29 protein-coding genes are annotated in these 26,825 nt (G+C 73.6%); 17 read left to right on the plus strand and 12 right to left on the minus strand.

The features are described from left to right. Positions 1 to 74: 74 nt before the first annotated feature. Positions 75 to 1,121, plus strand: coding sequence for an Rv2578c family radical SAM protein (locus MTP10_RS15180; RefSeq protein WP_310709811.1), 1,047 nt, complete (start codon positions 75 to 77; stop codon positions 1,119 to 1,121). Positions 1,122 to 1,641: 520 nt separating this feature from the next. Then, a complete protein-coding gene (locus MTP10_RS15185) occupies positions 1,642 to 3,141 on the plus strand; it encodes a glycosyltransferase family 4 protein (protein ID WP_310709812.1) in 1,500 nt (499 codons plus the stop codon). Between the two features lie 145 nt (positions 3,142 to 3,286). On the opposite strand, the gene MTP10_RS15190 is transcribed toward MTP10_RS15185, so the two are convergent. Together MTP10_RS15190 and MTP10_RS15195 are read right to left on the minus strand one after the other, a co-directional pair. Then, positions 3,287 to 3,673, minus strand: a complete 387-nt coding sequence (locus MTP10_RS15190) for a DoxX family protein (protein WP_310709813.1) — start codon at positions 3,671 to 3,673, stop codon at positions 3,287 to 3,289. After that, entirely contained in the window at positions 3,670 to 4,104 is a 435-nt protein-coding gene (locus MTP10_RS15195) for a MarR family transcriptional regulator (RefSeq protein WP_310709814.1), read from the minus strand. The genes MTP10_RS15190 and MTP10_RS15195 overlap by 4 nt, the downstream gene beginning before the upstream one ends. A 67-nt stretch (positions 4,105 to 4,171) precedes the next feature. Between MTP10_RS15195 and MTP10_RS15200 the strand changes: the two genes are divergently transcribed. Continuing rightward, a complete protein-coding gene (locus MTP10_RS15200; RefSeq protein WP_310709815.1) occupies positions 4,172 to 4,675 on the plus strand; it encodes a MarR family winged helix-turn-helix transcriptional regulator in 504 nt (167 codons plus the stop codon). A gap of 147 nt (positions 4,676 to 4,822) precedes the next feature. After that, positions 4,823 to 5,566: an HNH endonuclease family protein gene (locus tag MTP10_RS15205; protein ID WP_310709816.1), complete on the plus strand. Its 744-nt coding sequence runs from the start codon at positions 4,823 to 4,825 to the stop codon at positions 5,564 to 5,566. A 33-nt stretch (positions 5,567 to 5,599) separates the two neighbouring features. Here MTP10_RS15205 and MTP10_RS15210 read toward each other — a convergent pair whose 3' ends face one another. Continuing rightward, positions 5,600 to 6,460 carry an SGNH/GDSL hydrolase family protein gene (locus MTP10_RS15210; protein ID WP_310709817.1) on the minus strand — a complete coding sequence of 287 codons (861 nt, stop codon included), beginning with the start codon at positions 6,458 to 6,460 and terminating at the stop codon, positions 5,600 to 5,602. Positions 6,461 to 6,699: 239 nt separating this feature from the next. On the opposite strand from MTP10_RS15210, the gene MTP10_RS15215 reads away from it, so the two are divergent. Next, positions 6,700 to 7,929 carry an isochorismate synthase gene (locus MTP10_RS15215; protein WP_310709818.1) on the plus strand — a complete coding sequence of 410 codons (1,230 nt, stop codon included), beginning with the start codon at positions 6,700 to 6,702 and terminating at the stop codon, positions 7,927 to 7,929. A 16-nt stretch (positions 7,930 to 7,945) separates the two neighbouring features. Here MTP10_RS15215 and MTP10_RS15220 read toward each other — a convergent pair whose 3' ends face one another. Together MTP10_RS15220 and MTP10_RS15225 are read right to left on the minus strand one after the other, a co-directional pair. Continuing rightward, the gene (locus MTP10_RS15220) at positions 7,946 to 8,566 is read right to left on the minus strand and encodes a YigZ family protein (RefSeq protein WP_310709819.1); all 621 of its coding nucleotides are present in this window, start codon (positions 8,564 to 8,566) and stop codon (positions 7,946 to 7,948) included. A gap of 37 nt (positions 8,567 to 8,603) precedes the next feature. After that, on the minus strand, positions 8,604 to 9,059 hold the full coding sequence (locus MTP10_RS15225) for a MarR family transcriptional regulator (RefSeq protein WP_310709820.1): 456 nt from the start codon (positions 9,057 to 9,059) through the stop codon (positions 8,604 to 8,606). Between the two features lie 56 nt (positions 9,060 to 9,115). On the opposite strand from MTP10_RS15225, the gene MTP10_RS15230 reads away from it, so the two are divergent. From MTP10_RS15230 to MTP10_RS15240, 3 genes are all read left to right on the plus strand, one after another. Then, entirely contained in the window at positions 9,116 to 9,481 is a 366-nt protein-coding gene (locus MTP10_RS15230; protein WP_310709821.1) for a VOC family protein, read from the plus strand. Between the two features lie 89 nt (positions 9,482 to 9,570). Beyond that, on the plus strand, positions 9,571 to 10,689 hold the full coding sequence (locus MTP10_RS15235; protein ID WP_310709822.1) for an epoxide hydrolase: 1,119 nt from the start codon (positions 9,571 to 9,573) through the stop codon (positions 10,687 to 10,689). Positions 10,690 to 10,791: 102 nt separating this feature from the next. Further along, the gene (locus MTP10_RS15240) at positions 10,792 to 11,370 is read left to right on the plus strand and encodes a TetR/AcrR family transcriptional regulator (protein ID WP_310709823.1); all 579 of its coding nucleotides are present in this window, start codon (positions 10,792 to 10,794) and stop codon (positions 11,368 to 11,370) included. Between the two features lie 12 nt (positions 11,371 to 11,382). Here MTP10_RS15240 and MTP10_RS15245 read toward each other — a convergent pair whose 3' ends face one another. The 3 genes from MTP10_RS15245 to MTP10_RS15255 are packed head-to-tail and all read right to left on the minus strand — an operon-like array spanning position 11,383 to position 14,175. Next, positions 11,383 to 12,138 carry an ATP-binding cassette domain-containing protein gene (locus tag MTP10_RS15245; protein WP_310709824.1) on the minus strand — a complete coding sequence of 252 codons (756 nt, stop codon included), beginning with the start codon at positions 12,136 to 12,138 and terminating at the stop codon, positions 11,383 to 11,385. Next, on the minus strand, positions 12,135 to 13,175 hold the full coding sequence (locus tag MTP10_RS15250; protein WP_310709826.1) for an ABC transporter permease: 1,041 nt from the start codon (positions 13,173 to 13,175) through the stop codon (positions 12,135 to 12,137). The genes MTP10_RS15245 and MTP10_RS15250 overlap by 4 nt, the downstream gene beginning before the upstream one ends. 19 nt (positions 13,176 to 13,194) lie before the next feature. Continuing rightward, positions 13,195 to 14,175, minus strand: coding sequence for a sugar ABC transporter substrate-binding protein (locus MTP10_RS15255; protein ID WP_310709827.1), 981 nt, complete (start codon positions 14,173 to 14,175; stop codon positions 13,195 to 13,197). A 133-nt stretch (positions 14,176 to 14,308) separates the two neighbouring features. Between MTP10_RS15255 and MTP10_RS15260 the strand changes: the two genes are divergently transcribed. After that, the gene (locus MTP10_RS15260; RefSeq protein WP_310709829.1) at positions 14,309 to 14,941 is read left to right on the plus strand and encodes a TetR/AcrR family transcriptional regulator; all 633 of its coding nucleotides are present in this window, start codon (positions 14,309 to 14,311) and stop codon (positions 14,939 to 14,941) included. A 60-nt stretch (positions 14,942 to 15,001) separates the two neighbouring features. On the opposite strand, the gene MTP10_RS15265 is transcribed toward MTP10_RS15260, so the two are convergent. After that, positions 15,002 to 15,919 (minus strand): aldolase/citrate lyase family protein, encoded by a 918-nt coding sequence (locus MTP10_RS15265; protein WP_310709831.1) that lies wholly within the window; start codon positions 15,917 to 15,919, stop codon positions 15,002 to 15,004. Continuing rightward, positions 15,916 to 17,103, minus strand: a complete 1,188-nt coding sequence (locus MTP10_RS15270) for a CoA transferase (RefSeq protein ID WP_310709833.1) — start codon at positions 17,101 to 17,103, stop codon at positions 15,916 to 15,918. Before MTP10_RS15270 ends, MTP10_RS15265 begins: the two co-directional genes overlap by 4 nt. A 92-nt stretch (positions 17,104 to 17,195) precedes the next feature. On the opposite strand from MTP10_RS15270, the gene MTP10_RS15275 reads away from it, so the two are divergent. Beyond that, positions 17,196 to 17,837 (plus strand): GntR family transcriptional regulator, encoded by a 642-nt coding sequence (locus tag MTP10_RS15275; RefSeq protein ID WP_310709834.1) that lies wholly within the window; start codon positions 17,196 to 17,198, stop codon positions 17,835 to 17,837. Positions 17,838 to 17,891: 54 nt separating this feature from the next. Continuing rightward, positions 17,892 to 18,653, plus strand: coding sequence for an HAD family hydrolase (locus tag MTP10_RS15280; RefSeq protein ID WP_310709836.1), 762 nt, complete (start codon positions 17,892 to 17,894; stop codon positions 18,651 to 18,653). Here MTP10_RS15280 and MTP10_RS15285 read toward each other — a convergent pair. Next, positions 18,590 to 19,390: an inositol monophosphatase family protein gene (locus MTP10_RS15285; protein ID WP_310709837.1), complete on the minus strand. Its 801-nt coding sequence runs from the start codon at positions 19,388 to 19,390 to the stop codon at positions 18,590 to 18,592. The genes MTP10_RS15280 and MTP10_RS15285 overlap by 64 nt on opposite strands. 141 nt (positions 19,391 to 19,531) lie before the next feature. Between MTP10_RS15285 and MTP10_RS15290 the strand changes: the two genes are divergently transcribed. From MTP10_RS15290 to MTP10_RS15315, 6 genes are all read left to right on the plus strand, one after another. Next, the gene (locus MTP10_RS15290) at positions 19,532 to 20,272 is read left to right on the plus strand and encodes a GntR family transcriptional regulator (protein ID WP_310709839.1); all 741 of its coding nucleotides are present in this window, start codon (positions 19,532 to 19,534) and stop codon (positions 20,270 to 20,272) included. Positions 20,273 to 20,368: 96 nt separating this feature from the next. Further along, the gene (locus tag MTP10_RS15295) at positions 20,369 to 21,166 is read left to right on the plus strand and encodes a hypothetical protein (protein ID WP_310709841.1); all 798 of its coding nucleotides are present in this window, start codon (positions 20,369 to 20,371) and stop codon (positions 21,164 to 21,166) included. A gap of 98 nt (positions 21,167 to 21,264) precedes the next feature. Beyond that, entirely contained in the window at positions 21,265 to 22,746 is a 1,482-nt protein-coding gene (locus MTP10_RS15300) for an MFS transporter (RefSeq protein WP_310709843.1), read from the plus strand. A gap of 144 nt (positions 22,747 to 22,890) precedes the next feature. Next, entirely contained in the window at positions 22,891 to 23,739 is an 849-nt protein-coding gene (locus tag MTP10_RS15305; RefSeq protein ID WP_310709844.1) for a tryptophan 2,3-dioxygenase family protein, read from the plus strand. After that, entirely contained in the window at positions 23,732 to 24,934 is a 1,203-nt protein-coding gene (gene kynU, locus MTP10_RS15310; RefSeq protein WP_310709845.1) for a kynureninase, read from the plus strand. Before MTP10_RS15305 ends, kynU begins: the two co-directional genes overlap by 8 nt. After that, complete coding sequence (locus MTP10_RS15315; RefSeq protein WP_310709847.1) at positions 24,931 to 25,872, plus strand: alpha/beta hydrolase; 942 nt, start codon at positions 24,931 to 24,933, stop codon at positions 25,870 to 25,872. Before kynU ends, MTP10_RS15315 begins: the two co-directional genes overlap by 4 nt. Here the strand turns inward: MTP10_RS15315 and MTP10_RS15320 are convergent. Further along, positions 25,838 to 26,716, minus strand: coding sequence for a GNAT family N-acetyltransferase (locus MTP10_RS15320; RefSeq protein ID WP_310709849.1), 879 nt, complete (start codon positions 26,714 to 26,716; stop codon positions 25,838 to 25,840). The genes MTP10_RS15315 and MTP10_RS15320 overlap by 35 nt on opposite strands. Positions 26,717 to 26,825: the final 109 nt, after the last annotated feature.

Below are 26,825 nucleotides of genomic sequence, written 5' to 3' on the forward strand. Positions count from 1 at the left end.
GCCCCCGCCCTGTCAGGTAATTGCCGCCTCTTTCCATTTGCGATCATCATCGAACTTGTGTTCCAATCAAGGACATGCGCTGGGACAATCTCCGCCTGACGGGTACCGATGCGGATGATCCGGTCGTGCCGCTGTTCGCCCGCGGCGCGGTGACGCGCACGTTCGACACCCCCGAGTTCCGGGGGATGACGTTCTACGAGATCCACGCCCGCTCGATCATCAACCGGGTGCCCGCCGCCAGCCGCGTCCCGTTCGAGTTCACGATCAACCCCTACCGGGGGTGCGGCCACCGCTGCGTCTACTGCTTCGCCCGCAACACCCACCGCTATCTCGACCTCGACGCCGGGGCGGACTTCGACTCCAAGATCATTGTTAAGGTCAACGCCGCCGAGCTGGCCCGCAGGGAGCTGGCCGCCCCGGGCTGGCGCGGGCAGCACGTCGCCATGGGCACCAACGTCGACTGCTACCAGCGCGCCGAGGGCCGTTACCGGCTCATGCCGGGCATCCTGGAGGCGCTGCGCGACGCCGCCAACCCGTTCTCGATCCTCACCAAGGGCACGCTGATCCTGCGCGACCTCGACCTGCTCGCCGAGGCGGCCGAGGTCACCGACGTCAGCGCCAATGTCTCGGTCGGCTTCCTGGACGCCGATGCCTGGCGCTCCGCCGAGCCCGGCACCCCCGACCCGCGCCGGCGCCTGGAGGCGTGCGCGACGCTCAACGAGCGCGGCGTCGACTGCGGGGTGCTGATGGCGCCGATCCTGCCCTACCTCACCGACTCCCCCGCCCAGCTCGACCGCACGGTCAAGGAGATCGCCGAGGCGGGCGCGACGCACATCGCGCCGATCGTGCTGCACCTGCGGCCGGGGGCGCGCGAGTGGTGGCTGACGTGGCTGTCCCGTGAGCACCCGCGCCTCGTGCCGCGCTACCTGGAGCTGTACGGCAGGGGCGCCTACGCGCCGCAGGCGTACCAGCGGCGGATCACGGAGCAGGTCAGGCGGCTGGCCGAGCACCACGGGGTCGGCGCGACCACCTCCGGGCGGACCCGCCGCGTCCGCCCGCCGCGCTCCGCGGCCACACCGCCCGCCAAGCCTCCGGCGGCCGAACAACTGCCTCTGCTGTGACACTTTGCGGCGTTTTGGGCAGCCCTGACCGGACTCGCCCGGGATGCAATGTCGGGTTGGAGTGCTAAACGGGTATTAAGCGGCTTAGTGTGCCATTCGGGCACCATAGCCACTCGGGGGAAACGATGGCAGAGGCCAAGAAGAAACCGGCGACCAAGTCCGGCAAGTCCAAGAAGGAAGCGATCAAGACCAGCAGGCAGGTCAAGGACGCCAAGAAGGACAGCCGGAAGCCGGACGAGGCGTAGCCGGTGAGTTGACGGGCAGCCGCGGTCCTGGCCCGGCTGCCCGGCCCCCGCGCACTCTCCGTCCCGGACTGCTCACGGGCACGTGGCGCGGGATCTCCGCTGCATCACCGGTGCAACCTTAATGGCATTTGAGGCGTCTAATGATCATAGGTGGGGATAGTGCCACGGGGATGAATGGTGCACTCCGCCGAAGCGAGACAATAGGCCGGTGGTGAGAGTGGCTCACCGCCGGCCACGTGTGTTGTGACACTCTCAAGCCAAGGGGGATCCCGCAGGTGCGCGCACTGGCACGCAAGGGCAGGTCGGCGATGGTCCGGCTGTACAAGGGCTACAACCGGCGCAAGGTGCGCAAGGCACCGCCCCCTTCCCTTCATCAGGTACGGATCCTGCTGCTGCACGCCAACGGCATGGGCGGGACGATCAGAACCGTGTTCAACCTGGCCAGCTACCTGGCTCGTGAGCACGACGTGGAGATCGTCTCCATCCTGAAGGAAGCCGAGCAGCCGTTCTTCCCCATCGACCCGCGGGTGAAGTTCCGCTTCCTGGACGACCGGCTGAACCCCAGCCCGGATCCCATGCGGGCGATGCTGTCGAAGATGCCGAGCCGGCTGATCCCCAAGGAGGAGACCGCGTACCACCGGTTCAACCTGTGGACCGACCTCAAGCTGGCCCGCTACATCCGCTCGCTCGACACCGGCGTGCTCATGGCGACCCGGCCCGGCCTCAACCTGGCGATGGCCCAGCTCGCCCTGCCCAGCGTCATCACGGTCGGCCAGGAGCACGTGGCCCTGCGCACGCAGGTGGAGCCGATGCAGGAGCTCATCAAGTGGCGCTACCGCCGCTTCGACGCGCTCACCACGCTGACCAAGGCCGACCTGCGCGACTATCGCGCCACGCTGCCCAAGAAGCCCAAGCGCCTGGTGCGGATCCCCAACGCGGTGCCGCCCATGGAGGGCGGCCTGTCCAAGCTGGACGCCAAGGTCGTCGTGGCCGTCGGCCGGATGACCCGGCTCAAGGGCTTCCACCGGCTGATCACCGCCTGGGAGCAGGTCGCGCAGGCGCACCCCGACTGGCAGCTGCGCATCTTCGGCGCCGGTCCGCAGGAGGACAACCTGCGCACCCAGATCGCCGAGGCCGGTCTGGAGGGCAAGGTCGTGCTGCCCGGCCCGACGTCCGACGTGGGCGCGGAGCTGGAGAAGGCGTCGATCTTCGTGCTGAGCTCGCGCCACGAGGGCTTCCCGATGACGATCCTGGAGGCCATGGCCAAGGGGCTGGCGATCGTCAGCTTCAACAGCCCGCACGGGCCCAAGGAGATGATCACCGACGAGGTCGACGGGCTGCTCGTCAAGCCGCGGACCAACGCCAACCTCGCGACGTCGATCATGCGGGTGATCGAGGACGAGGACCTGCGCCGCCGGCTGGCCGCCGGTGCGCTGGAGACGGCCCGCACATACGACATCGACGCCGTCGGCGCGCAGTGGGACGCCCTGCTGGAGGAGTTGCTGGCCCGCCGCAACGGCACCTGGGTCAAGCCGGAGCCCGCGGCCGCCGCCACCACGGAGACCCCGGACGGCTCCCACGACGAGCCCCACGACCCCGCGCAGGACGACCCCCAGGACGAGGACGATCCGCAGGGCGTGGACGAGGCCGGCGACGAGGACGACGACGAGGCCGCCCGTGAGGCCGGTGCCGGGCGCGACCGGGAGGAGCCGGGCCGGATGGCGTACGACCTGCGCGGCCCGGCCGTGAACCAGGCCCCCGCCTCCTCCGCGTAAGCGCACCTCACGACCTCTCGCGGCCGGTCTCGCCGGCCGGACGGCACATCGCGGCCCGCAGGCGTCCTGCGGGCCGCAGGAATCCTGCGGGCCGAACCGCTGAGACGCCGCCCGATCGGCCCGGGTCAGCCTCCGGCGATCGGCCTCATCGCCGGACGATCCGCCGGTACACCTCCACCGTGCCGCGATGCCGCCCCCAGGCGACGAGGGCCGCCATGACGAGCACGTTCAGCGCCGGGACCACGCTTCCGCGCATCACAGTGAGCTCGGCGACGACGGCGCCGCACATCATCAGCACCAGGCCCCACGCCGCCGGACCCGCCAGCCGGGGGATCAGCACGGCGAGCGCCCCGGCGAGCTCCAGTACGACGACCAGGTACAGGAACCAGGCGCCGAACCCCAGCCTGGCGAACCCGGACACGAACTCCTCGGTCCCGAGGAGCTTCTGCACGGCGCTGTTGACCAGCATCGCCGCCAGCAGGACCTGGATGATCCACAGAGCGATGTTCCGGAAGGTACGGGCGGTCGTCACGTGTCGGCCCTGCCCGAGACGGCGGCGCGCTCCAGGTTGCCGGCCATGCGCTGGAGGACGCCGACGGTCTCGCGGTACTGCTCCTCGGTGAGGCCGGCGAGGAACGTGGCGCGGATGCCGTCCACCTTCTGCCGCACCGCGGCATGTCCCGCCCGGCCGTCCGCCGTGAGTGTGTGGCGGCCCGCGTCGTCCCGGGAGAGCCAGCCGCGGCGGGCGAGCTCGCCCGTGACGTCTTCCTGGGTGATCGCCTCGGGTACCCAGAAGGGCCGCAACGCCTCAGCCAGCTCCTCCGTCGTCCGCGGGGACCGGTGCAGCACGTTCATGACCTGCCAGTGCCTCCGGGTGAGCCGCTCCTCGGCGAAGACGCGCTCGGCGGCGGCCTCGATGAGCTGGTCGAGGTGCTTCAGCCAGAAACCGATGGGCCGTTCCATGAGCATATCCTTTCACATATAGATGCGATCTGACATGTAAGTGCTCGGGAGCATATACTTCGGGATCGTGGAACGCAACGGCGACGAGCACGTCGAGACGGTCGAACGGGCCATGGTGGCCATCCGCCGCAGCCAGACCCGGCGCAACCTGGCACGACTCGCCGCGGCTCGTCAGACGACCGGCTCCGGCGCCGACCAGGAGACGGCGGCGATCGCCGCACCAGGGGGCGGCGCCGAGATCCTGGACGTCATCGAGGAAGCCGAGGAAGGGGGCGACGCCGCGACCGTCAGCAGCGTGGCCGCCGCCCTGAACATCGACCAGCCACGCGCCAGCAAGCTGGTCGCCGCGGCCGTGACGGCCGGTCTGGTACGGCGCGAGGCGGACCAGGCCGACGGCCGCCGCGCCCTGCTCGTCCGCACCCCGGCCGGGCGGCGCGTGTCCGCGCGGATCCACGCCTTCCGGCAGGAGATGTACGCCGAGGCCATGCGCGACTGGCCGGCCGCCGACCGCGCCGAGTTCGCCCGGCTCCTGGCCGGCTTCGTGGAATCCCTGGGCACGATCACCCGCTGAGGCGTCGTCACGCGGGCGCGGGCCGCGCAAGTCACACCTTCCTGCCCGGCCCGATGTCCATGCCTTACCGTGTCAAAGTCGGCCATGCCGGGAATCTCTCTAGAGATCTGTGCCCAACACCCTGACACCCCCACTTCGGAGGCGTGCTTGAGCACGAAGGACACGGTCGCGCTCATCGCGGGAGGCGTCCTCGTGGTCTCCCTGTTCGGGACCGCGAAGAGCACCCGGGCCACCGGCGTCGACAACGTCGACACGGTCAGCATGGGCACCAGCCCGCTCACCAACGCCGGCGGCACCCGCCCCGGCCTGGCCCCCGTCACCTCCGGCACCGACCGGGCCGCCGCCCGCAGGCTCATCTCCCGCCTGCGCGTCAAGGGCCGCGGCCCCGCCACGGGGTACGCGCGCACCCGGTACGGCGACAACTGGGCCGACACCGCCTCCGGCGTCCCGTACGCGGGCAACGGGTGCCGGACCCGTGACGACCTGCTGACCCGCGACGGCCAGGACGTCCGCTACCGCAAGGGCTCGCGCTGCGAGGTGGTCGCCATGCGCCTGACCGACCCGTACACGGGCCGGTCCATCGAGTGGCGCAAGTCCCGCGCCGAGGAGGTGCAGGTGGACCACGTGGTCCCGCTCGCCTACGCCTGGCGGATGGCCGCCACCCGCTGGCCGATGTCCAAGCGCCTGAACTTCGCCAACGACCCGCTCAACCTGCTGCCCGTGGACGGCGCCGCCAACGAGCAGAAGGACGCCTCCGGCCCAGCGGGCTGGCTGCCGCCGCGGCGCCGCATCCGCTGCGCGTACGTGACCCGGTTCGCCCAGGTCGCGCTCAAGTACGGCGTGCCGGTCACCCCGGCCGACAAGCAGGCCATGATCACCCAGTGCCGCTGACGCCCGCAGGCCCCCCGCGGGCCGGCCGGGCTCCTACCGGCCGTCCAGCCATGCGAAGCCGTGGCCGAACGTCGTCTCGGCCAGCGCCCGCTGCCCGGCGACGTTCGGGTGGAAGAAGTCCCACTTGCTGATGTGGTCGAGCGTGAACCGGAACCGGAACACCGCCCCCTCGTCCGTCCGGCAGGCGTCCCCCAGCGCGGCGCACGCCTCGGCCGCCTGCTGGTTGTAGGCGATCACCCGGTCCCGCACCCGTTCGCGCCGCTGGACGTCGGCCCGCTTGACCGACGAGGGGCGGGCCAGCATGGACTGGCAGATCCGCCCGCCCGTCCAGAACGTGCGGGCGAGCACGTTGCTCCTGCCGACGTGCCACAGCCGCCGCAGGTCCGGGATGCTGGCCACGAACACCCGCACGCCGGGCACCCCGTCACGCAGCGCCCCCAGTGCCGCGTCCAGTCGCTGCCGGTACACCTCCACCGGCGTCATCTCCCGCTCGGTGCCCACGCACGCGTCCTGGGCGCCGATGAGGATCGTCACGTAGCCGGGTTTGAGGTCGATCGCCTGGCGTACCTGGCTCATCAGGCCGGCGCTGGTCGCGCCGGGCACGGCCAGGTTGCGGTTGTGCCCGCGAAGGTCGTCGTCGAGCCGCAGCAGCCGCAGGTAGTGGCTGGCGACGTCGGCGTTGTCGCCGGCCGACCAGGAGCGGGAGGTGCACGAGACGTACCAGCCGCAGGCGTTGAACCCCGCGGAGATCGAGTCGCCGAGAGCCACCATCGACGTCGGCACCGGGACGCCGGGGTCGGCCCGGGCGGTGACTTGCGCGGCGGCCTGCACGGCGGCCTGCGCGGTACCGGAGCCGGACAGGAGGACCAGGGCGGCGAGCAGGCGAGGGATCATGGCCCTCAAGGTAGGGACCCGATCTTGGACCGGCTATGACCGGCGGGGAAGGTCGGCCATTTCACCACCGACTTCATATCGCGGCTTGACAGTCGCCCGAGGCCCGGCGGGCTCCGGGGTCCAGCCGGCTAGGACCCCATATTGGCGAATGTCGAGGTTTTTCTTGGATCCATGACCGTTACCACCCATTCCAGGGGGTCACAGTCGAACGTGTTCAGTTCCCGCATAGAGTGTCTTGGGTGAGTGTCGCGCTCGGAACCACCCGCCCGCTACCGGTTCGCACCACCTCCGTGGGCGACCCCGGTGACCTGCTGGCTTCCCTGCCGAGGACCGCGCCGTTCGCGTGGATCCGTCATGGCGAGGGGCTCGTCGGCTGGGGGGAGGCCGCTCGCGTCACCGTGCCGCCGGGGCCGCGCCGCTTCGCGTGGGCCCGCCAGTGGCTGGCCGACGTGCTGGGCGACGCCCGCATCGAGGACGCCGTCAAGACGCCCGGCTCCGGGCCCGTCGCCTTCGGCACCTTCACCTTCGACGAGGACGTGCCCGGCTCCACCCTGATCGTGCCCCGGACCATCCTGGCCCGCCGTGACGGCCGCGCCTGGCTCACCACCGTCGGCGAGCCGGGCCTGCAGCCGTTCACCCCGGTCCGCACGCCGGGCCGCATCCGTTACAGCGACGGCAGCCTGACCGCGCCCGAGTGGGAGGCCGTCGTGGCGCGGGCCGCCCGCCGCATCCGCGCCGGCGAGCTGGAGAAGGTGGTGCTCGCCCGCGACCTGCTGGCCACGGCCGAGCGCCCCATCGACATCCGGCTGCTGCTGGACCGGCTCAGCCGCCGCTACCCGGAGTGCTACACCTTCTCCGTCGCGGGCCTCGTCGGCGCGACGCCCGAGCTGCTGGTCCGCCGTACCGGCAAGCACATCGAGTCGCTCGTCCTGGCCGGCACGACGCCGCGCGGCACCAGCGCCGCCGACGACCTCGCCCGCGGCACGGCCCTGTTCGCCTCGGAGAAGGACCGCCACGAGCACGAGTGTGCCATCGCGTCCGTCCGGCAGACGCTCGCGCCGCTGTGCTCCTCGCTGCACACGCCCGACGAGCCGGAGCTGCTCGTCCTGCCGAACGTCCAGCACCTGGCCAGCCACGTCACCGGGCGGCTGGCCGACGGGGCGTCCGTGCTGGACGTCGTCGCGGCCATGCACCCGACCGCCGCCGTCGGCGGCACGCCGACGGGCACGGCGATCGAGGTGATCCGCGAGCTGGAGGGCATGGACCGCGCCGGGTACGCCGGTCCGGTGGGCTGGATCGACGCCCACGGCGACGGCGAGTGGGGCATCGCCCTGCGCTCGGCCGTCGTGGACGGGAACCGCGCCCGGCTGTTCGCGGGGGGCGGCATCATGGGCAACTCGGACCCCAGCTCGGAGCTGGCCGAGGCCCAGGCCAAGTTCCGCGTCATGCAGTACGCCCTGGAGGGCTGAGCCCCCGGCCGGAGCGTCAGCCCGGGACGTGGATGCCCTCGCCGGTCTCCACGCGGGCCCGCCCCGCCGTGAGCGTCGCCAGCCACGCCGTGAACGCCGGCACCTCGTCCTCCCCCACCGCCACCGCGAACTCGACGGCCGACCCGTAGGCGACGTCCCGCACGGCGTACCGTGAGGCGCGCAGGCCGTTCTCGACGCGGCCCGCCTGGTCGTGCGCCACCGACACGCGCACCAGCCGGGCCGGCACCATGCGGACGGCCTCCGCCCGGTCCAGCGTCTCCGTCACCGCCGACCCGTACGCCCGGACCAGGCCGCCGGCACCCAGCAGGACACCGCCGAAGTAGCGGGTGACCACCGCCACCACGTCGCTGAACCCCCGGCCGACCAGGGCCTGCACCATGGGCGTGCCGGCCGTGCCGCCCGGCTCGCCGTCGTCGTCGCCCTTCTGCAGGCGCTCCCCGATCACGTACGCGGTGCAGTTGTGCGTCGCTCCCGCATGGGCCCTGCGGCGCCCGGCGATGAACTCCTGCGCCTCCTCCACCCCGCTCACCGGCGCCACCGCGCACACGAACCGGGACCGCCGCGCCTCCGTCTCGTGCTCGATGCCGGTTTTCAGGGTGAGGTACGAAGAGGACACCTCACCACGCTACCGCCTTTACAACGTAGATCAACACTCAACCGGCGGGCGGTTCGGACTCGCCCAGGGCGGCGGCCATACCGGTCAGGGCGTCCACCAGCAGATCGGTACGGGCCGGGTCCAGGTCGCGAACCATGAGCCGCTCGACGTCGAGGACGTCCGCGCGGGCCGCGAGCAGCCGGGCGCCGCCGGTCTCGGTCAGCGTGGCCGGCAGCGCCCGGCCGTGCGGCGCGGCCTCCGGGCGCTCCACCAGGCCGGCGTCCTGAAGGTTGCGCAGGACCACGTTCATGGACTGCCGCGTGACGAACGCCCCCCGCGCCAGCTCGGCGTTCGACAGCCCCGGCCGCTGGTCGAGGAGCTCCAGGCAGGCGTACTGGGGCGTGGTGAGCCCGTGGCGCCGCAGGGCGGCGTCCATGGCCGCGCGCAGGGCGGCGTGCGCGCGCTTGAGCTGGTATCCGATGCTCCGGTCGAGATCCAGGCTGACTTGCTCCATGTCAGCATTCTGACATACAGTCCTCAGTGTCAAAGTCCTGACATAGGAGGCACATCATGACCGTCACCGGAGTCGACTTCGTGGCGCTGCAGGTTCGCGACGTCGAGGCGTCCGCCGCGTTCTACGAGAAGCACCTCGGCCTGGAGCGCGACCCCGCGGGCCCGCCGCACGCGGTGGTGTTCGCCACGCGGCCGATCCCGTTCGCCGTGCGTGAGCCGCTGCCCGGCGTGGACCTGGACGCGGCGCCGCGTCCGGGCCTGGGCGTCGCGCTGTGGCTCAAGGCGGACGACGCGCAGGCCCTGCGCGACGAGCTGGCGGCGGCGGGCGTGCCCATCGTGGCCGAGCCGGTGGACGGGCCGTTCGGACGGACGTTCTCCTTCGCCGACCCCGACGGTTACGTCATCACCGTCCACGATCGCTGACCACGCCGGTGATCCGGCCGGGGCGAGCGTTTGCGCCCATTGAACCGTATGCTGTACGGTACAGCGTACCGAGACGATGGAGGCATGGCTTGACCCCGAACGACATCCGCCCCTTCCGCTTCCAACCCGCCCGCGCCGACCTCGACGACCTGTGGGGGCGGCTCGACCGGGTGCGCTGGCCGGACGAGGTCCCGGGGACGGGCTGGGAGCACGGTGTCCCGCTCGCCCACCTGAAGGACCTGGTCCGGCACTGGCGCACCGGCTACGACTGGGACGGCGCGCTGGCCGAGCTCGACGCGCACGACCAGTTCGTCACCGAGATCGACGGCCAGGGCGTCCACTTCCTGCACGTCCGCTCCGGGCGCGAGGACGCGCTGCCGCTGCTGATCACGCACGGCTGGCCCAGCTCCCCGGTGGAGTACCTCGACGTGATCGAGCCGCTCAGCCGCGACTTCCACCTGGTCATCCCGTCCCTGCCCGGCTACGGGCTGTCCGGTCCCACCCGCGAGCTGGGCTGGGGCTCCACCCGGATCGCGAAGGCGTGGCTGGAGCTGATGACGCGGCTCGGCTACGAGCGGTTCGGCGTGCAGGGCGGCGACTGGGGCACCTGGATCTCCCGTGAGATCGGCGTGCTCGCCCCCGACCGGGTGGTGGGCATGCACGGCAACGGGATCATCTGCTTCCCGATCGGAGCGCCGGGCGAGCTGGACGGGCTGACCGAGGTGGAGCAGGAGCGCATGGCCTTCCGCGAGCGCTACCTGACCGACCAGTACGCCTACAAGCTCATCCAGTCGGCCCGGCCGCAGACGTTCGCGTACGGCATGGCCGACTCCCCCGTGGCGCTGCTGGCGTGGTTCGCCGGCGTCTACCACGAGTGGAGCGACGAGGAGATTCCGGCCGACCGCCTGCTCACCACGGTCATGCTCTACTGGCTGACCAACACGGCCGGGTCGGCGGCCCGCTCCTTCGTGGAGACGCCGGACACCGACCAGGACACCAGCGTCGAGTGGGAGCTCAAGCCGGCGACGGTCCCCACGTCGATCTCGGTGTTCCCCAAGGACGTCCTGCGGCCGATCCGCCGCTTCGCCGAGCGCGACAACGCCATCGTGGGCTGGGTGGAGCACGAGCGCGGCGGCACGTTCGCGGCACTGGAGCAGCCGGAGGTCTTCGCCGAGGACGTCCGCGCCTTCTTCACCTCCCTCCGCTGACCGGCGCGGCGGGCGGGCGGGGCGGGCGGGAAGGCATCGGGACACGGTCCGCGCCTTGACAGCCCTTACAGTCGGGGCGGCATCGCGCTTACTCTGGTGGTCATGTCCGTGACCCCTCTGCGGGGAGGTCCCGCACGTGAGGCCGAGCTGCTCGGCGCCGCCCTCGATGTGTTACGCGAGACGGGCTACGACCGGCTGAGCGTCGACGTGGTCGCGGCCAGGGCCCGGGCGAGCAGGCAGACCGTCTACCGGCGGTGGCCGTCGAAGGCGGAGCTCGTGGTGGCGGCGTTCGTCAACGCCGCCTCTCCCCTGCCCGAGGCGCCCGACACGGGGAGCCTGCGGGGGGACCTGCTGGCGCTGATGGAGTTCCTCGTCGCCGAGCTGGAGCCGCTCGGCGACGTCGTCGCGGGCCTGGTGGGCGAGATCCGGCACAACACCGAGCTGGCGGCCGCGGTGGACCGGCACTACGTGGCGGGCCGCAGGCGGCTGGCGATGCGGGTGTTCGAGCGGGCGTGGGAGAGAGGGGAGCTGGCGGCCGCCGCCGACACCGAGCTGCTGTGGCAGCTCGGGCCGGCGACCCTGTTCTTCCGCGGCCTGATCACCGGCGAGCCGGTGGACGGCGACCTGGCCCGCCGCCTTGTCGACCACGTCATCCTGCCGCTGGCCCGCTCCCGCGGGTGAGGCTCGCGCGGTTCACTCCCGCCGCAGCTCGTGCGCCAGCTCCTCCAGCTCCGCTCCCCCGGCCATCAACGCCGTCAGCTCCTCCCGGGTGATGTCGGCCTTGCCGTACTCGCCGAGGCTCGTCCCGCGGTTGAGCAGCAGGAACCGGTCGCCGACGGGGTAGGCGTGGTGCGGGTTGTGGGTGATGAACACCACCCCGAGCCCCCGGTCGCGGGCCCGGGCGACGTACCGGAGCACGACGCCCGCCTGTTTGACGCCCAGCGCGGAGGTCGGCTCGTCGAGGATGAGGACCCGGGCGCCGAAGTGGACGGCCCGGGCGATCGCCACCGACTGCCGCTCGCCGCCCGACAGCGTGCCGACCGGCTGGTCCACGTCCCGGATGTCGATGCCCATGGCCCGCAGCTCCTCCCGGGCGACCCTGCGGGCCTTCGCCACGTCGAAGGCGAGGCCCTTGCGCGGCTCGGAGCCGAGGAAGAAGTTCCGCCACACCGACATCAGCGGGATCATGGCGAGGTCCTGGTAGACGGTGGCGATGCCGCGGTCGAGCGCCTCGCGCGGGCTGCCCAGCCGCACCTCCGCGCCGTCCACGAGGTACGTCCCGGCGTCGTGCTGGTGCACCCCCGACAGGATCTTGATGAGGGTGGACTTGCCGGCGCCGTTGTCGCCCAGCACGCAGGTGACCTCGCCCGCCGCCACCCCCATCGACACGTCGCGCAGGGCGAGCACCGAGCCGAACGTCTTGCCGATGCCGCGCGTCTCGATGATCAATGCTTCACCTCCTCGGCGTACCGCCTGACCAGGCGGTTGGCGAGCGTGGCCAGCAGCAGCATGGCGCCCAGGAAGAACTTGAACCAGTCGGCGTCCCAGCCCAGGAACACGATGCCCTTGTCGGCCATCCCGAAGATCACCGCGCCGATGGAGGCGCCGATCGCGGAGCCGTACCCGCCCGTGAGCAGGCAGCCGCCGATCACCGCGGCGATGATGTAGATGAACTCCTGCCCGATGCCGATGTTGGCCTGCACGGACGTGTAGCGCAGCGCGAGGATCGAGCCGACCAGCCAGGCGGCGAACGCGGTCGTCATGAACAGCGCGATCTTCGTGCGCGCGGCCGGCACGCCCACGGCCCGCGCCGCCTGCTCGTCGCCGCCGACCGCGAAGATCCAGTTGCCCGCCCGGGAGCGCATGAGCACCCAGGTCGCGAGGGCGGTGACCAGCAGCCACCACAGGATCGCCACGCGGAACGGGGTGCCGCCGATCTGGACGGTGCCCGCCAGGACCGTGCGCGCCCCTTCGTAGCCGGCCGCCCGGCGCAGCCCGCTGACCTGCACGGTGCCGGTGAGCGCCTTGGTGACGCCGAGGTTGACGCCCTGGAGCATGAGGAACGTGCCGAGGGTGACGATGAAGCTGGGCAGCCGGGTCCTGGTGACGATCATCCCGTTGGCGAACCCGACGGCCAGCGCCACGACGAGGCTCACGAGCATCGCCGTCCACACGTCCAGGCCGTAGCGGGTGGCGAGCGTGACGAGGATCAGGCCGGTCGTGCCGGTGAGGACGCCGGCCGACAGGTCGAACTCGCCGCCGATCATCAGCAGCGCGATGGCCACGGCCATGATGCCGAGCGTGGCGGCCGGGTCGAGCCAGTTGGCGACGCCCTCGGGCGAGCGGAACACCGCCGACTGCGCGGCGAAGAACGCGAACACCACGACCATCCCGACGACCGCGCCGAGCTCGGGGCGGATGAGCAGCCGCCGCAGCAGGCCGGCGCCGGCGACCCGTTCGTCGGCGCCGCCGGCCACCGCGGTCATGACCGCTCCCCGGCACGGGTCATCGGGTGCCCGCCTCGGCGAGCTTGGCCACCCGCTCGGCGTTGTCCTTGGTGACGAAGCCGGGGCCGGTGTTGACCGGCAGGCCGCCGCCGACGGTGTTGAGGTTCCGGTCGTACAGGGTGAGGAAGGTGATGGGCAGCCAGCCCTGGAGGTACTGCTGCTGGTCCACCGCGAACAGGATCTCGCCGTCCTTGATGGCCGTCACCACGTCGCCCGACAGGTCGAACGTGGCGAGCTTGGCCGTCGAGCCGGAGTCCTTCACGGCGTCGCGCGCGGCGACCGCGACGGCCGGGTTGAGCGCGAGAACGCCGTTCACCTGCTTGTCGGACTGGAGCTTGGCGGTGACCTTGGAGGTGACGTCGGCGAGGTTGCCCACGTCCACCTGCAGCCGCTCCACCGTGCCGCCGAGTCCCTGCTCGGCGCCCTTGCACCGCTGGTCGAGCCCGACGTTGCCGGCCTCGTGGACGACGCACAGCAGCTTGGTGACGCCCGCGGCCTTGAGCTGCTCGCCGGCGCCGCGCCCCGCCACGTCCTCGGACTGGCCGACGTGGGTGATCGCGCCGAACGCCTTGGAGGAGTCGGCCCCCGAGTTGATCGTCACGACGGGGATCCCGGCGGCGACGGCGCGGCCGACGGCCTCCTTCAGCGCGTCGGGATTGGCCATGGAGACCACCAGGCCGTTGACCTTCTGCGAGACGGCCTGGTCGATGAGCTGGGACTGCTTGCCGGGGTCGCCGTCGCCCTGGTAGGTCACCGTGACGCCGTACTGCTTGCCGGCCGCCTCGGCGCCGTTCTTGACCACGTCCCAGAAGGCGTCGCCCGCCCCGCCGTGGGTGACGACGGCGAAGGTGGCGCCGCCGGCCGCGGGCGGCGCGGAGCCGGAGGCGGGAGCACTCTCCGTGCCGGCCCCGCCGGAGGAGGAGCAGGCGCCGAGCGTCAAAGCGCAGAGCAGGGCCAGCACGACACGGGTTCGTCTCACCGGGACACCTCCATGACCATCGGGCTCGCCCCGGTTGTACATCAATATCAACTCTTTGTATAGACATACGGACCAATGCGCGTGGATCGGCCGGACACTAGAACGGAAGTTTCCGTTCCAATATGCTGGAGGCATGACGACCACACCCATGAGCGGGCGCAAGGCGCAGGCGGCGCGCAACGACGAGCTGATCCTGGAGGCGGCGCGGGCCGTGTTCACCTCCGACCCCGGGGCGCCCATCTCGGCGGTGGCCGAGCGGGCCGGCGTCGGGATCAGCGCACTCTACCGTCGCTACCCCGGCAAGGAGGACCTGCTGCGCAAACTGTGCCTGGACGGGCTGAACCTCTACAGCGCGGTGTCGGAGCGGGCCCTCGACGACCAGGGGGACCCGTGGGAGGCGTTCGCCGGCTACATGCGCGGCACCGTGGACGCCGACAGCAGCTCGCTGACCATCAAGCTGGCCGGCACCTTCCAGCCCACGCCGGAGCTGGGCGCGGCGGCGGCCCGCGCCTCGGACCTGGCGACCCGGGTCCACGCGCGCGCCGTGGAGGCGGGGGTGCTGCGTCCGGACGTCACGACGGCGGACATCGCGCTGCTGTTCGAGCAGGTGGCGTCGGTGAAGCTGGGCGATCAGGAGCGCACCCGGCAACTGCGGCACCGCTATCTGGCGCTGCTGCTCGACGCCCTGCGCGTGCCCGCCTCCCACGACGCCCTGCCGGGCCCCGCCCCGGAGGACGCGGAGCTCTCCACCCGCTGGATCCCCTGACCCGCCGCCTCAGGGCGTCCGGCGACGGGTCAGGCGGGTGGCTGGGCGTCCGGAGACGGGTCAGGCGGGTGGCCGGGCGTCCGGGGACGTGGTGGCCGGCCGGCCTTGCGGGCCGTCCGGGACCGGTGGGGCGAGGCGGCGGGCGAGGGCCAGGGTGCGGCGGGCGCGGGTGACGATCGGGGCGTCCACGAAGCGGCCGTCCGGCAGCGCGACCGCCCCCAGCCCTTCCCGCTCCGCCAGCTCGGCCGCCTCGGCGATCTCCGCGGCCCGCGCGGTCTCCTCCGCCGTGGGTGTGAAGGCGCGCCGGATCGCCGGGATCTGGCGCGGGTGGATGGCCGCCCGCCCGAACATCCCGATCCCCCGCCCCGCGGCGCACGACGCCAGCAGCCCCTCCTCGTCCCGTACGTCCGGATAGACCGACATGGGCACGGGCGGCAGCCCTGCCGCGGCGGCGGCCAGCACCACCTGGAGCCGGAGCTGGTCGAGGGCGGTCGCGGCCGTGACGGACAGCTCGGCGGCCAGGTCCTGCTCGCCCAGGGCCACACCGGCGACCCGCGGGTGGGCGGCGATCGCCGGAGCGGCCAGAATCGCGGCGGCCGACTCCAGCACCGCGTACGCCGGGACCGTGAGGCCGTCCAGCGCGTCCAGCACCCCGGCGGACTCCACCTTGGGCAGCCGGACGCCGCCGAGCCCCGGCAGGCCGGCGAGCGCGGCCAGGTCGTCCAGCCCCCTCGCGGTCGTCACGTCGTTGACCCGGACATGGACGGCCACCGCGCCGGCGTCCCCGGCGGCGCGCTCGCGCAGGTAGGCGGCGGCGTTGGCGCGGGCCTCGTCCTTGCGGGCGGGGACGACCGCGTCCTCCAGGTCGATGATCACCACGTCCGCCCCCGACGCGGCGGCCTTGGCGAACCTCTCCGGCCGGTCCCCCGGCACGTACAGCCAGGAGACGGCGGGCAGCCGGGACGACGGCGCCGTCATGCGATCACGCCCTTGCCGCGCAGGCCCGCGATCTCCTCCGCCCCGTAGTCCAGCTCCCCCAGCACCTCGTCCGTGTCGCGCCCCAGCGACCGGCCCGGCCAGCGCACCTCGCCGGGCGTGTCCGACAGCCGGAACAGCACGTTCTGCATCGTCACCGTCCCCAGCTCCTCGTCGGGCAGCTCGACGAACGTCCCCAGCGCCGCGTACTGCGGGTCCTCGGCGATGTCCCGGACGTCGTAGATCGGCGCGATCGCCGCCTGTGCCTCCTCGAAGCGGGCGATGACCTCGTCGGCGTCGCGGGCGGCGATCCAGCCGGCGACGGCCTCGTCCAGCTCGTCCACGTGCGCCACCCGGCCGCTGCCGCTGGAGAACCACGGCTGCGCCACCAGGTCGGCCCGGCCGACGAGCGTGACGACGCGCTCGGCGACCGCCTGCGCGCTGGTGGACACGGCCAGCCAGCGGCCGTCGCGGGTGCGGTAGGTGTTGCGGGGCGCGTTGCTGCTGGAGCGGTTGCCGGTGCGGCGCGGCACCGCGCCGAGCGCCCGGTAGGCGGTCATCTGCGGGCCCAGCAGCCCCAGGATCGGCTCGATGATCGCCATGTCCACCACCTGCCCGCGCCCGGTGCGCTCGCGGGCGTGCAGCGCCACCATGATCGCGTACGACATCGCCAGGCCCGCGATGCCGTCGGCCAGCGCGAGCGGCGGGAGCGTGGGCGGCCCGTCCGGCTCGCCGGTCATGGCCGCGAACCCGCTCATCGCCTCGGCCAGCGTCCCGAACCCGGGCTGCCCGGCCATCGGCCCGCTCTGCCCGAAGCCGGTCATGCGGGCGACGATCAGCCGGGGATTGAGCTCCAGCAGGTCCTTCGGGTCGAGCCCCCAGCGCTCCAGCGTCCCGGGCCGGAAGTTCTCGACGAGCACGTCGGAGCGCGCCACGAGGCGGCGCAGGATCTCCTGCCCCTCGGGCTGCGACAGGTCCACCGCGGCGGCGCGCTTGTTGCGCGACAGGGACTTCCACCACAGCCCGACGCCGTCCACCGAGGCGCCGTGCCCGCGCGACGGGTCGCCGCGGCGCGGGTGCTCGATCTTGATCACGTCGGCGCCGAAGTCGCCCAGCATCATCGCGGCGGAGGGGCCCGCGAACAGCGTCGCGGCGTCGATGACCCGCAGGTCGGCGAGGCTCGTCATGTCTTATAACGTATAAGAAATACCTTTCCGGTCAACCCGGGCCCGTCGTGGGGGAGACTGAAGCCATGCCGACCCCTGAGCCGCGTCCCCCCATGAGCAAGGCGGACTACGTCTACGGCGTGCTGGCCGAGGAGATCCGCTCCGCCCGCATCCCGGGCGGGACGGCGCTGCGCGCGGCGGCCATCGCGCGCCGTCTCGGGGTGTCGGTGACGCCGGTCCGCGAGGCGCTGCGCCGGCTGGAGAAGGACCGGCTGATCAGCTACGAGGCGCATCACGGCGCCACGGTGGTGGACCTGGGCGACGACGCGCTGGAGGAGTTCTACGGCCTGCGCGCGGTGGTCGAGGGGCTGGGCGCCCGGCTGGCCGCCACCCGCGTCACGCCGGAGGAGCTGGAGTGGCTGCGCGAGCTGCACGCCGCGATGGCGCGCGACGCCGCCGAGGGACGGCTGAACCGCCTCGGTGAGCAGAGCAGGCACTTCCACCTGCGCATCGCCGACATCGGCGGCCCCGCCTTCCTGGGCCAGCACGCGCGGGCTGTGCACGACAGCTTCCCGGTGCCCCCCGCGGCCTCGCTGTGGCTGGACCCGGCCCAGGTGCCGGGCCAGCTGGAGGCGCACGAGGGCATCCTGGCGGCCCTGGAGCGGGGCGACGGCGCCGCGGCCGAGCACCTCATGATCGAGCACGTACGGCGGGCCGGCGAGCACCGCCGGGACCACGAGCCCCCGGACGGCTGACCGGATCCGCCGCACGAGCCGGCGGCTCGCATCCTCGCGGAGAAAGGTGCCAGGATGAGGAGTGTGATCCGCGGCGTCCTGCTCGACCTCGACGGCACCCTGCTCGACCACCGCTCGGCGGCCGACGCGGCGGTCACGGCCTGGCTGTCCGGGCACGCGCCCGGCCATCCGCGCCTGGCCGAGGCGGCCGCGTTGTGGTGGGCGCTGGAGGAGCCGCACCTGCGGGCGTGGCAGGCGGGCGAGTGCTCGTGGGAGGAGCAGCGCCGCCGGCGGATCCGGGCGCTGTGCGTGGAGCTGTCCGTGACGGTGCCGGCCGACCTGGACGCGGCGTTCGGCGCGTACGCCTCGCACTACCGGCAGAGCTGGACGGCCTATCCGGATGCGGCGCGGGCGGTGGCGGCACTGGAGGGGTTCCGGCTGGGGGTGCTGACCAACGGGTCGCAGCGCATGCAGGAGGCCAAGGTCCGCGCGATCGGGCTGGACGGGCGGGTCGGTCCGGTGCTGACGGGCGAGGTGCTGGGCGGGAGCTACAAGCCGGCTCGGGCCTGCTACACGGCCGCCGCCGAGGCGCTCGGGCTGGCGCCCGGCGAGGTGCTGCTGGTGGGCGACGACGTGGTCAACGACGTGACGGGGCCGGCGGCGGCCGGGATGCGGTCGGTGTGGCTCGACCGGCACGGCACGGAGCCGCCTCCCGACGGTTTCCCGCGCATCACGTCGCTGACGGAGCTGCCGACGCTGCCGGCCCTCGCCGCTCAGGGCGCGAGGTCGGCCAGGGCGGAGGCGGCCAGGTCGAAGCCGCCCACGCAGGCGAGGTAGTCGCCCTTGACCAGCGGGTCGCCCAGGTAGACGCCGCCCGCCTGCCGGACGATCAGCGCCCCGGCGGCCACGTCCCACGGGCTGGCGCCCGTGCCGTACGCGACGTCCGCCCACCCGGCTGCGACGTGCGCGAGCTTGAGCGCGGCGCTGCCCACCCGCCGCACCGCCGCGAACGACTCCAGCAGCCGGCCGTAGCGCAGCAGCGCCTCCTCGCGCCGGGCGGCCAGTTCGCGGGGCGTCGGATAGCTGGTCAGCAGCATCGCCTCCCGGTCGCCGGCGGCGCCGGTGCTGCGGATGGGGGTGCCGTTGCACCAGGCGCCCGCCGTCGAGGCGGTGAACTCGTCCTCGCGCACCGGGTCGTACACGACGCCGGCGACCAGCTCGCCCTCCACGGCGGCGGCGATCGAGACGCAGAAGAAGGGCAGCCCGGCGGCGAAGTTGGCGGTGCCGTCGATCGGGTCGACGTACCAGCGCAGCGGGCCGGAGCCGCTCTCGCCGCCCTCCTCGCCCAGGACGGCGCTGCCGGGCCACCGGCTCTCGATGACGGCGCGGATCGTCTCCTCGGCCGCCTTGTCGTGCTCGGTCACCGGGTCGTGGAAGTCGCTCTTGGTGGCCACCTCCGGGCGGGAGCGGAACGCCTTGCGCAGCCGCGGCCCGACGGCCCTGGCCGCCTCGCCGGCCGTCTCCAGCAGCGCGTCGTGCGGGAACGGCGTGTCCTCGTGTCGCCTGGCGTCCATGCGTCCTCCCCCATCACGGCCTTACGGCACCCTCGGGACTCCCCTGCCCATTCCCGCGGGCTCCCCCCTTCCGATCATGCCGCATGACGCCATGTCCGTCTGGTTTGTCTGGACATTATTACCTGCGTTAACCTGATCAGCATGACCGCGAATCTGGCGATCGACCTGGACCGATCCAGCCCCGTGCCGCTCTACTTCCAGGTGGCCGAGCAGATCGCCGAAGCGATCCGGCGAGGCGACCTGGCGCCCGGCGCCCGGCTCGACAACGAGATCCTGCTGGCCGACAAGCTCGGCCTGTCGAGGCCCACCATCCGCCAGGCCATCCAGTATCTCGTGGACAAGGGCCTGCTCGTGCGCAAACGCGGCGTCGGCACGCAGGTGGTCCACGGCCAGGTCAAGCGGTCGGTGGAGCTGACGAGCCTGTACGACGACCTGCGCCGCTCGGGGCAGGAGCCCGCCACGCAGGTCCTCGCGCTGGAGCCGCGCGCCGCCGACGAGGACATCGCGGCCATCCTGGGCGTGGAGCCGGGCTCGGAGACGCTCTACCTCGAACGCCTGCGGTTCGCGGCCGGCGAGCCGCTGGCCCTGCTGCACAACTGGCTGCCGCTCGGCCTGGCCCAGCTCGGCGCCTCCGACCTGGAGGACCGGGGCCTGTACGAGCTGCTGCGCGGGGCGGGCGTGCGCATGCGGGTCGCCAACCAGCGCATCGGGGCCCGCGCGGCGGGCCTGACCGAGGCCAGGCTGCTGCGGGAGCGGCGCGGGGCGCCGCTGCTCACCATGGTGCGCACCACGTACGACGACCAGGGCCGGGCGGTCGAGCACGGCTCGCACGTCTACCGCGCCTCGCACTACTCCCTGGAAGTGACCCTGATCGAGCGCTGACCCGGTCGCCCCGATGGTGCCCGGACACCCGTTCACCGGCCCCCGCCCCGGGTACGGTCATGCCGGTGAACGACGCCGGCGATCGCAGGGGGAGCCATGGCAGGGCCGCTCACGACCACCACCGGGGCCGCGCTGGCGGCCGGGTTCCGCCTGGCGGCGGGCCTGCGCAGGGGCCGCCCCCTGCACCCCCACGGGCTGCTCTTCGACGCGGAGCTCCACCTGCACGGCGACGCGGCCCGCACCTGGGGGAGCCCGTTTCTCGACGAGCGGCTGGAGCTGCGCGGCATCGCCCGCCTCTCCCGCTCGGCCGGCCTGCCGCCGCCCCTGCCGGACATCCTCGGCATCGCCCTGCGCTGGCGGCAGGCGGACGCCGACGCCGAGCTCCTGCTCGCCACCACCGGCCACACCACGCCGGGGCGCCGCCTCCTGCGGCCCGCCACCAGGTGGGCGCCGGGCCTGTACAGCTCGCTCTTCCCGTACGAGACCCGCGGCGCCGGGGACGGCGGAGGCCGGCGGGTGCTGCTCGGCGCGCTGCCCCGCGTGGACCGGCCGCTGCCGGCGCGCTTCGACGCGCTCGCCGCCGCCGTGGCGAAGGAGCCGCTGATCCTCGACCTCCTCGTCGCGGCCCCGGCGGGACCCTGGCACCTGTTCGGCCTCGTCAAGCTCGTGCCGCCGGCCATGCCGGACGCGGACGTGCCCACCCGGTTCGATCCCACCCGGCATCCCGTCCCGGGGCTGAGCCCGGCGGGCCGCCTCCAGGAGCTGCGCCGGCCCGCGTACACCGCCGCCCAGCAGGTGCCCGACGCCTCCGCGCATGAGGGGCGGGGCAGGGGGAACAGCGGAGGGAGCGAAATGCGGACCGCCGGATCGGCGTTGTCCACCCCAGAGGCGTGATCCGCGTCTCTGCCCGGATCACCGCAGGTCGTCCATGACGCCCGGGACCGGCGTCCAGGCCGGGCCCGTCCGCGGCGACCGCCTCGGAGGGAGGTCCCATGCCATCAGGGTCCGCGAACCCCGGACCGGATCCGCGCCGGTGGAAGGCCCTCGCGGTCACCCTCGTCGTCGGCTTCATGATCCTGCTGGACGTGACCATCGTGGCCGTGGCGCTGCCGTCCATGCAGCGCGCCCTGCACGCCTCGCCCGCCCAGGTGCAGTGGGTGGTGTCCGGGTACGCGCTGACGTTCGCGCTCTCCCTGGTGCTGGCCGGGCGGCTGGGTGACGCGATCGGCCGGCGGCGCATCTTCCTGGTCGCGCTGAGCGCCTTCGTGCTGTTCAGCATGGCCGCGGGGGCCGCGCCGACCATCGAGCTGCTGGTCCTGGCCAGGCTCGCCCAGGGCGTCGCCGCCGGCTGCCTGGCCCCGCAGAACTCGGCCCTGATCCAGCAGATGTTCCGGGGCGCGGAGCGCGGCCGGGCGTTCGGCTTCTTCGGCGCCACCGTCGGGATCTCCAGCGCGGTCGGCCCCATCACCGGCGGCGTGATCCTCGCGCTGGCGGGCGGCGACCAGGGCTGGCGCTGGATCTTCTTCGTGAACGTGCCGATCGGGGTGGCCGCGCTCGTCCTCGCCGCCCGGCTGCTGCCGCACGGCCGGGGCGCCCCGCGGGGGGCGCTGGACCTGACGGGAGTCGTCCTGCTGGGCGCCGGCGTGTTCCTGATGATGTTCCCGCTCGTGCAGGCCGACTCGGGCGGCGTCCAGCGGCTCTGGTGGATGTTCCCCGTCGGGGCGGCGCTCCTCGTGGCGTTCGCGCTGTGGGAGCGGCGCGTCGCGGCCCGTGGCGCCGAGCCGCTGCTCGCCCCCAGGCTGATCACCGAGACCCGCGGTTACGCGCCCGGCGCCGCGCTGGCGACGGTGTACTTCATCGGCTTCAGCGGCGTCTGGCTGGTCTTCGCGCTCTACTTCCAGAACGGGCGGGGCTTCACGCCGCTGATGTCCGGGCTGTGCGTCACGCCGTTCGCGATCGGCTCGGCCTGCGCGGCGGTCGTCGCCGGGCGGCTGGTGGAGCGGCTGGGGCGGCTGCTGACCGTGCTCGGGCTCGCCGCGGTCGTGATCGGGCTGTCCGCGGCGGCGCTGCTGCTGGGCTACGCCTCCCCGGGCGTCGCCGTGTGGGCCGCGATCCCCGCGCTGCTCGTCGGCGGCATCGGCAGCGGCTTCGTGATCTCGCCCAACGTGACGATGACGCTCAAGGACGTGCCGGTGCGGATGGCGGGCGCGGCCGGCGGCGCCCTGCAGACGGGGCAGCGCCTCGGCGGGGCGGTTGGCACGGCGGCGCTGCCCGGCGTGTACTACCTGGTCCTCTCCTCGACGGGCGGCGACATCTCCGAGGCCGTGACCGTGGCCCTGGGCGCCGCGGTCGCCGGCCTGCTGGTCGCCTTCGCGATCGCGGTGGCGGAGTGGCGGCGGGACGGCCGCGCGGCCACGCCGGGCCCGTGCCCGCCGGAGGTGGCGCACGGCCACACGCACGCGGGCCAGGGCTGACCCTTGCCAGATCGGGACAGATCCCGCATCATGCCTGATGGACTCGGCGCCGTCCGCGGCGACCGGGTCCGAGGGGACCGGGGCTCCAGCGCCGAGAGGAAGGGAGCGGACCGCTACCCGGTGGCACGTCTCCAGGAGACAGCGATGTCGCATCGCACGCGGTCCCGAGAAGCCGGCATCGGTTCGGACTCCCCGAACCTCGACTTCGCGGGTACGACCCCCTACGAGGACTACGTCCGGGCGGACGTCCTCACCCACCTCCAGCACCCCCTGTCCGATGATCCGGGCGAGATGGCGTTCCTCGTCACGACCCAGGTCATGGAGCTGTGGTTCACCGTGATCGTGCACGAGTGGGAGACCGCCGGCCGCGCGCTGCGCGAGGACCGGCTGCCCGTCGCCGTGGCCGCGCTGGAGCGCAGCGTGCGCGAGCTGGAGGCGCTGAACGCCTCCTGGCGGCCGCTGGCGCGGCTCACCCCGGCCGAGTTCAACGCGTACCGGGCGGCGCTCGGCGAGGGCTCCGGCTTCCAGTCGGCGATGTACCGGCGGATGGAGTTCCTGCTCGGCGAGAAGTCGTCGTCCATGCTGGTGCCGCACCGGGGCGCGCCGCGGGTCCACGAGGAGCTGGAGAAGGCGCTGCACCAGCCGAGCCTGTACGACGAGGTGCTGCACCTCCTCGGCCGCCGCGGTCACGCCGTGCCGCGCGCGGTGCTGGAGAGGGACCTGTCGCAGCGGTACGAGCCCCGCCCCGAGGTCGAGGCGGTGTGGGCGGAGATCTACTCCGGTGACCGGGACAGCGACCTGGCGCGGCTGGGAGAGGCGCTGACGGACGTCGCCGAGCAGGTGTGGCGCTGGCGCAACGACCATCTGGTGGCCACCCGGCGCGCGATGGGCGCCAAAGCCGGCACCGGCGGCTCGGCGGGCGTGGCCTGGCTGGAGAGACGGGCCGCCAAGCACGTCTTCCCCGAGCTGTGGACGGCGCGCAGCCATGTCTGATCCCGCGTACCTGGCGGCGAAGGCCCGCAAGCTCGACGAGTCGGACGGGCTGCGTGCCAAGCGCGCCGAGTTCGTCCTCGACGACGACACCGTCTACCTCGACGGCAACTCCCTCGGCGCGCTGCCCGCCACCGTTCCGGGCCGGGTGGCCGACGTGGTGGCCAGGGAGTGGGGGCGGCTGCGCATCCGGTCCTGGACGGAGTCCGGCTGGTGGACGGCGCCGGAGCGCGTCGGCGACCGCATCGCCCCGCTCGTCGGCGCCGCCCCCGGTCAGGTCGTGGCCGGCGACTCGACCAGCGTGAACGTCTTCAAGGCGCTGGTGGGCGCGGTGCGGATGGCCGGCGCGGAGCGGGACGAGATCGTCGTCGACGCTACGACGTTCCCCACGGACGGCTACATCGCCGAGTCGGCCGCGCGCATGACCGGCCGCCGGCTGGTCGCCGCCGACCCGCGCGACCTGCCGGCCGCCCTCGGCCCCCGCACCGCCGCCGCCCTGGTCAACCACGTGGACTACCGCAGCGGGCGGCTCCACGACCTGCCGGGCGTGACGGCCGCCGCGCACGCCGCGGGCGCCCTGGTGGTGTGGGACCTGTGCCACAGCGCGGGCGCGCTCCCGGTCGGCCTCGACGAGCACGACGTCGACCTCGCCGTCGGCTGCACCTACAAGTACCTCAACGGCGGCCCCGGCTCGCCCGCCTACCTGTACGTCCGCCGGGACCTTCAGCCCCGCTTCGACTCCCCGCTCCCCGGCTGGAACTCCCACCACGACCCCTTCGGCATGTCGCCGCGGTACGAGGCCACCGACGGCGCGCGGCGGGGCCGGGTGGGCACCCCGGACATCCTGTCGATGCTCGCCCTGGAGGCGGCGCTGGAGGTGTGGGACGGGGTTTCGATCGAGGCGGTGCGGGACAAGAGCCTGGCCCTGACGGACTTCTTCCTGGAGTGCGTCGCGGCGTACGTGCCCGCGGGGCGCGTCGAGCCGATCACCCCGGCCGCGCACGCGGAGCGGGGCAGCCAGGTCGCGCTGCGCTGCGCCGGCGCGGGTGAGGTGATGGCCTCGCTGATCGCCCGCGGGGTCGTCGGCGACTTCCGGCACCCGGACGTGCTCCGGTTCGGTTTCACGCCGCTGTACGTGTCGTTCGCGGACGCGCATCGGGCGGCGCGCGTGCTGGCCGAGGTGGTCTCCGCGCCGTGACCGTCCCGCCGGAGCGGCGCGCCGCGGCGCGGGACGCCGCCGAGCAGGAGTCGGCCTTCTCCCATCCGCACGCGGAGCCGGACGTCACCGTCTCCTACGGCCGGCACCCCGACCAGGTCGTCGATCTCTACGCCCCCCGGGGCGGCGGCGGGGCGGGGGCGCCTCTGATCGTCGTCCTGCACGGGGGCGCGTGGCGGGCCGCCTACGACCGGCGGCACGTGTCGCCCTTCGCGGCCTTCCTCGCGCGGCGGGGGTTCGCGGTGGCCTCGGTCGAGTACCGGCGGGGGGGGGCCGGGCCGGGGGGGGCGGGGGGCTGGCCGGGGACGGTCGACGACGTGGCCGCCGCCATGGACGCCCTGCCCGGCCTCGTCGCGGGCGCCATGCCCCGGACGGACGCGCAGCCTTCGGCGGACGCACAGCCTTGGGCGGACGGCGTGCCCTCGGTGGACGTGAGCCGCATCGTGGTGACCGGGCATTCGGCGGGCGGCCACCTCGCGCTGTGGGCGGCGGCCCGCCACGTGCTGCCGCAGGGGTCGCCGTGGCGGCCTCCCGGCGCCGGTCTGTCCGTCGCGGGTGTGGTGGCGCTCGCGCCGATCGCCGACCTCAGGACCGCGCGCGAGCTGTCGGTGTGCTCCGGCGCCGCGCTCCAGCTCCTCGGCGGGCCTGAGCGCTTCGAGGAGCGGCGCCCGTCCGCCGACCCCGCCGCGCTCCTGCCCACCGGCGTCCCCGCCACCGTCGTCCACGGCCGGGCCGACATCGTGGTGCCGGTCGAGGTCGCCGGGGCCTACGTGCGCGCGGCGGCCCGAGCGGGTGAGGCGGTGCGGCTGAGGCTGGTGGAGGACGCCGGTCACTTCCCGCTGATCGACCCGGCGGCGGAGGCCTGCGCCGTGGTGGCCGAGGAGGTCACGCGCCTGCTGGATGGTCCCGGACCCAGGTGACGGTGCGGGCGGCCGGGCGGAAGCCGATCGACCGGTAGAGCCGTCCCGGCGCCGGGTAGGCGTCGTCCCCCCGGGCGTACACGGCCGCCCGCTCGGCGCCCGCCTCCCGGGCCGCGCGCAGCGCGGCGAGGCAGACCGCCCGGGCGAGTCCCCGGCGGCGGTGGGCGGGCAGGGTTCCGGTGGGCTCGATCTCCGCGACGCGCCGCGCCTCGTCCAGCCAGACCAGGCAGTACGCGGCGACCTCGCCGTCCGGCGCCACGGCGACCAGGTCCAGTCCGGCCCGGTACGGCCAGGTGGCCCGGACGGCCCGGTAGCTCTCCTCGCTCACCCGTGACGGGTGGAAGGCCGCCCGGTGCGCCGCCACGCGCCCCGGCACGTCGGCCTCCCCCACGGCCCGCAGCCGGTAGCCCTGGGGTGGGACGGGCTCGGCCGGGTCGGCCAGGTCGCGGACCAGGTGCCTGAAGAAGGGGCCGTCGCCGGCCGGCCGGTAACCGGCCTCGCGGAGGGCGGCGGCGAGGTGCGTCTCGGTGTCGAGCACGGTCACGTCGCGCGGCCCGGCGGGTGCCGTGCGCGCGAACCACTCCAGCACCTGCCTCGCCAGCTCCGGCCGGGCGGGGTCCACCGCCAGGTCCAGGGAGCCCGGCAGGTCGATCCACCCCCAGGCCACGGTCCGGCCGCCGTCGCGCCACAGCCGGGTCGGCCACCCGGGCTCCCGCCCGGTGTGCTGGAACCTGCCCCAGGCCAGGTCGCCGACGTGCCACCGCGACCCGGGCGACCAGATGCGGCTGCACAGCTCCTGCATGGCCCGCAGGTCGTCCGGACCCTCGTACGCGCTGACGATCACGCCGCCCAGTCTGCCGGGCGGCCCGACCGGCCCGCATCCGGATATCCGGCCGCCCGTGACGCGAAGGCACCCGGTGCGCTCGGCGAACTCCTCGCAGTCGCCGTCAGGG

This window comes from Nonomuraea sp. 3-1Str (assembly GCF_031570565.1).
Lineage (GTDB): Bacteria > Actinomycetota > Actinomycetes > Streptosporangiales > Streptosporangiaceae > Nonomuraea.

Excerpts from the sequence above, each read along its gene's own strand:
- kynU (WP_310709845.1), top strand. The coding sequence starts at position 23,732 with ATGTCTGATCCCGCGTACCTGGCGGCGAAGGCCCGCAAGCTCGACGAG.
- MTP10_RS15290 (WP_310709839.1), top strand. The coding sequence starts at position 19,532 with ATGACCGCGAATCTGGCGATCGACCTGGACCGATCCAGCCCCGTGCCG.
- MTP10_RS15280 (WP_310709836.1), top strand. The coding sequence starts at position 17,892 with ATGAGGAGTGTGATCCGCGGCGTCCTGCTCGACCTCGACGGCACCCTG.
- MTP10_RS15265 (WP_310709831.1), bottom strand. The coding sequence starts at position 15,919 with ATGACGGCGCCGTCGTCCCGGCTGCCCGCCGTCTCCTGGCTGTACGTG.
- MTP10_RS15240 (WP_310709823.1), top strand. The coding sequence starts at position 10,792 with ATGTCCGTGACCCCTCTGCGGGGAGGTCCCGCACGTGAGGCCGAGCTG.
- MTP10_RS15305 (WP_310709844.1), top strand. The coding sequence starts at position 22,891 with ATGTCGCATCGCACGCGGTCCCGAGAAGCCGGCATCGGTTCGGACTCC.
- MTP10_RS15275 (WP_310709834.1), top strand. The coding sequence starts at position 17,196 with ATGAGCAAGGCGGACTACGTCTACGGCGTGCTGGCCGAGGAGATCCGC.
- MTP10_RS15210 (WP_310709817.1), bottom strand. The coding sequence starts at position 6,460 with ATGATCCCTCGCCTGCTCGCCGCCCTGGTCCTCCTGTCCGGCTCCGGT.
- MTP10_RS15295 (WP_310709841.1), top strand. The coding sequence starts at position 20,369 with ATGGCAGGGCCGCTCACGACCACCACCGGGGCCGCGCTGGCGGCCGGG.
- MTP10_RS15180 (WP_310709811.1), top strand. The coding sequence starts at position 75 with ATGCGCTGGGACAATCTCCGCCTGACGGGTACCGATGCGGATGATCCG.
- MTP10_RS15260 (WP_310709829.1), top strand. The coding sequence starts at position 14,309 with ATGACGACCACACCCATGAGCGGGCGCAAGGCGCAGGCGGCGCGCAAC.
- MTP10_RS15300 (WP_310709843.1), top strand. The coding sequence starts at position 21,265 with ATGCCATCAGGGTCCGCGAACCCCGGACCGGATCCGCGCCGGTGGAAG.
- MTP10_RS15230 (WP_310709821.1), top strand. The coding sequence starts at position 9,116 with ATGACCGTCACCGGAGTCGACTTCGTGGCGCTGCAGGTTCGCGACGTC.
- MTP10_RS15285 (WP_310709837.1), bottom strand. The coding sequence starts at position 19,390 with ATGGACGCCAGGCGACACGAGGACACGCCGTTCCCGCACGACGCGCTG.
- MTP10_RS15195 (WP_310709814.1), bottom strand. The coding sequence starts at position 4,104 with ATGGAACGGCCCATCGGTTTCTGGCTGAAGCACCTCGACCAGCTCATC.
- MTP10_RS15250 (WP_310709826.1), bottom strand. The coding sequence starts at position 13,175 with ATGACCGCGGTGGCCGGCGGCGCCGACGAACGGGTCGCCGGCGCCGGC.
- MTP10_RS15225 (WP_310709820.1), bottom strand. The coding sequence starts at position 9,059 with ATGGAGCAAGTCAGCCTGGATCTCGACCGGAGCATCGGATACCAGCTC.
- MTP10_RS15270 (WP_310709833.1), bottom strand. The coding sequence starts at position 17,103 with ATGACGAGCCTCGCCGACCTGCGGGTCATCGACGCCGCGACGCTGTTC.